Source organism: Anaerotignum sp., from assembly GCF_045122575.1.
In the GTDB taxonomy this organism is placed as follows: domain Bacteria; phylum Bacillota; class Clostridia; order Lachnospirales; family Anaerotignaceae; genus Anaerotignum_A.
Genome location: NZ_JBGVHV010000103.1, coordinates 1 through 3453, shown reverse-complemented (window position 1 = coordinate 3453; position 3453 = coordinate 1). Strand labels below are relative to the sequence as shown.

The 3453-nt window shown below is 48.4% G+C and carries 5 protein-coding genes; all 5 read left to right on the top strand.

The window, feature by feature from the left end; translation table 11 throughout:
• Window positions 1-393, top strand: a 393-nt coding sequence (locus ACJMLT_RS04535) for an O-antigen ligase family protein (RefSeq protein ID WP_405727239.1), incomplete at its 5' end; no start/stop codon positions are given.
• Entirely contained in the window at window positions 390-1598 is a 1209-nt protein-coding gene (locus tag ACJMLT_RS04530) for a glycosyltransferase (RefSeq protein WP_405727236.1), read from the top strand. The genes ACJMLT_RS04535 and ACJMLT_RS04530, both read left to right, overlap by 4 nt.
• Complete coding sequence (locus ACJMLT_RS04525; protein ID WP_405727233.1) at window positions 1595-2083, top strand: DUF4330 domain-containing protein; 489 nt, start codon at window positions 1595-1597, stop codon at window positions 2081-2083. The genes ACJMLT_RS04530 and ACJMLT_RS04525 overlap by 4 nt, the downstream gene beginning before the upstream one ends.
• Window position 2084: 1 nt before the next feature.
• A complete protein-coding gene (locus tag ACJMLT_RS04520; protein ID WP_405727230.1) occupies window positions 2085-2561 on the top strand; it encodes a DUF4330 family protein in 477 nt (158 codons plus the stop codon).
• A 14-nt stretch (window positions 2562-2575) separates the two neighbouring features.
• Window positions 2576-3453 (top strand): glycosyltransferase (locus ACJMLT_RS04515; RefSeq protein WP_405727227.1); only part of this gene is annotated, 878 nt, incomplete at its 3' end.

The window sequence follows — 3453 nt, the reverse complement described above, 5'->3', positions numbered from 1 at the left end:
CACTACTGGCAGACAGGCATCGGGATCGGAGCCTTCAATCAGATCTATCCGCTGTTCTCTCTGGAGGCGGCCAATGCATATCATTCCCATAACCTGTTCCTGCAGGAATTTATCGAACTGGGGATCGTTGGTTTCAGTATTCTGGTATTGCTGTTTATTTTCTTCTTCCAGAAACTTTATAGCTCCATGAGAGTAGTGCCGAAGAGATTCCAATTCCTGTTGGGGGCTGTGTTCGGCGGTTTCGGCGGTTTGCTGTTACAGGGCATTACAGACCATCTGTGGTTTGATTATAAAATCGTACTCTTCTTCTGGTGCTTTATCGGCCTGGGTATGGCGGCAGTCAGAGTCGGCATGAAAATGAACGAAAGAGAAAAGGGGGAGAATGAAAAATGAAAGAAAAACTGATCGGGAAGAGAGAATTCCTGTTGGAAAAAAAAGAAAAACTGACAAAAAGACTGGCGGAAAAACTGCCTGAAAAGAAAGAACGGACCGGAGAAAGAGTTAAAGTCCTCCACGTTCTGACAGACAGAAACATCGGCGGCGCAGGCAGATGGCTGCTGTATTATCTGAAATATCATGACAGAACTGCATTTGAAGTGAAGGTGGTGCTGCCTCATGACAGCCTGCTGGTGGATGCGGTGAAAGCGCTGGATGTGCCTGTCATCGCCATGGAAGAAATGGAAGACAAGTCCTTTGATAAAAAGGCAATGAAGGCGCTGGTGCAGCTGTTCAAAGAAGAACAGCCCGATATTGTGCATACCCATGCCAGCATGACTGCAAGAATGGCGGCAAAGGCGGCTTTCGTTCCTGCGATTTTCAATACAAAGCATTGCATGGAATCTGCTCCCGGCATCCTGCCCAAGAAGCTCCTGCGCAGAGAGATCAACGGGGTCTTCAGTGATAAGATCATCGCAGTCAGCCGTGCAGTACGCAGAAGCATGGTACATGCCGGCACAAGCCCCGAACAGATCGCCGTAGTATATAACGGCATCGAACCCATTGTCATTCCTTCTGCGGAAGAAAAGGCAGCCCTGCTGCAGGCTTACGGCGGTAAGGCTGGGGAAAAGGCGATTGGTATGGTTGCCCGACTGGAAGAAGTGAAAGACCACGAAACCTTCCTGCTGGCAGCCCAGAACGTGCTGGAAAACCGCAAGGATGTGCGTTTTTATATCGTTGGTGACGGCAGCCTGCGGGAAGAACTGGAAAGACGTGTGCTGGAACTGGGCATCAGTGAATGGGTAACCTTCACGGGCTTTGTGAAGGATGTGGAAAAGATCGAAGCGGCACTGGATATCGCAGTCATCACTTCCAAGGCGGAAGCACTGTGTCTGTCCATCATTGAAAGTAACATTGCGGGCGTGCCTGCCATCGGCACAGACAGCGGCGGCGTCAGAGAAGTCATCAAACATGGCGAAACAGGTTATCTGGTTTCTGTGGGCGACAGTGACAAACTGGCAGAACGTATGGAAGAACTGCTGGCGGACGATGCAAAACGCAAAGCTTTCGGCGAACATGCGAAAAAACGAGCAGAAAGCATGTTTATGGCAGATCAGATGACAAAGCGTATCGAAAAACTCTATCTGGAGGCAAGAAAATGAAAAACAGAAAATTATTCGGTGTGTTCAACATCGTGGATATGATATTGATCCTTGTGGTCATTGCTGCGGCGGCAGTCGGGGCGAAGATGTTTCTGGGCGGCAGCGGCGAAGCAGACACAGCGGCGGCAACAAAAACCTATTCCTATGTAGTCATGGGGCAGGAAGTGCTGGAGGAAACGGCAGATTTCCCTGTAGTCGGCGGCAATGCTTACAACAGCTCCACTTCCGCATATCTGGGTACAGTCAAAGAAGTGGCAACAGAACAGTTTACAGAAACGATTTATGATAAGGCCACAAACAAATTCCATAAAGTGCCTGTGGAAGGTTACAGCAATATTTATGTGACCATTGAAGGCCCCGGTACAGAAACAGAAAAAGACATCACCGTAAACGGCACAACAGTGAAAACCGGTATGGAACTGAATGTCAAAGGCAAAGGCTATGCTTTCAAAGGCATTGTGGTAGAAGTAAGGGATGGTGAGTGATATGGCAAAGAGAAAACCAAATATTGTAGATATCCTCATTATCGTAGTGATTCTTGCGCTGGCGGCACTGGCGGTATTCAAATTCGGCGTGGTGAATAAAAACGAAGCGGCAGGGGTCAGCGATGCGGCGGAAACAAGAACCATCACTGCTTTTATTGACGAGGTGCGTATGCCTACGGTCAATGCTCTTCATGAAGGGGATAAGATTTTCGATGAAAAAACAGGCATCTGCATCGGCACCATTACAGAAGTGAGCCATAAGCCTTATCTGAAAGGCGTGATTGCGGCAGATGGCAGCATAAAGCAGGTGGAATATCCCGATTACTACAGCATCAGCCTGACGATTGAGGGTCCTGTGATGGAAAAAGAAGAAGGTTATTTTGTAGAAGGCGTTGTGGAACTGAAAACAAACTCCGAAATGAACACAGTGACAAAATATGCGAAACCCGTGATCAAAGTGACAGGCATCGGCGAATGATGGGAGGGTGAAACATGAAAAAATATAAAATTCTGATGGTTCTGATGGGCCTGGAGATCGGCGGGGCAGAAACCCACGTGGTAGAACTTTCCAAGGAACTGAAAAAACAGGGGTATGATATCATCGTTGCTTCCAACGGCGGGGTATACGAAAAGGAACTGGCAGAAGTCGGGATCCGTCATTATCAGGCACCTTTGAACCAGAGAAACGTATTTAAGATGATCCGTTCCTATTTTATTCTGAAGAGGGTCATCAAAAAAGAAAATGTGGATATCGTTCATTCCCATGCAAGGATCCCCAGCTTTGTCTGCGGTATGCTGAAGACAAGAATGAAGGATGCCTTTACCTTTGTGACCTCCGCCCACTGGGTATTTTACACGGGCATGGGTCTGAAATATCTGACCAACTGGGGGCAGAAAGTGGTGGCAGTCAGTGATGACATCCGCGAATACCTGATGGAAAACTACCGTGTGCGATATGAAGATATTTTTGTGACCATCAATGGTATCGATACGGAAAAATTCTCCCCTGATACAGACCAGAGCAGAGTACGCAAGGAATTTGGTTTGCAGGAAGAAGAACCTACATTGGTTTATGTCAGCCGTATGGACGAAAGCCGTGCGCTGGTGGCAAGACAGCTGATCGCGCTGGGGCCGAAACTGGCGAAGGCGGTTCCTGGTCTGAGAATGCTCATCGTCGGCGGTGGTGATGTATATGATGAATTGCTGGAAAAAACAAAAGAAGCCAATGCTGCCATCGGCAGAGAATGTATCACCATGACCGGCGGCAGAACCGATATCAATGAACTGGTTTCTGTGGCAGATGTGTTTGTGGGCGTAAGCCGTGCGGCTCTGGAAGCCATGGCGGCGGAAAAACCTGTTGTGGTTGCCGG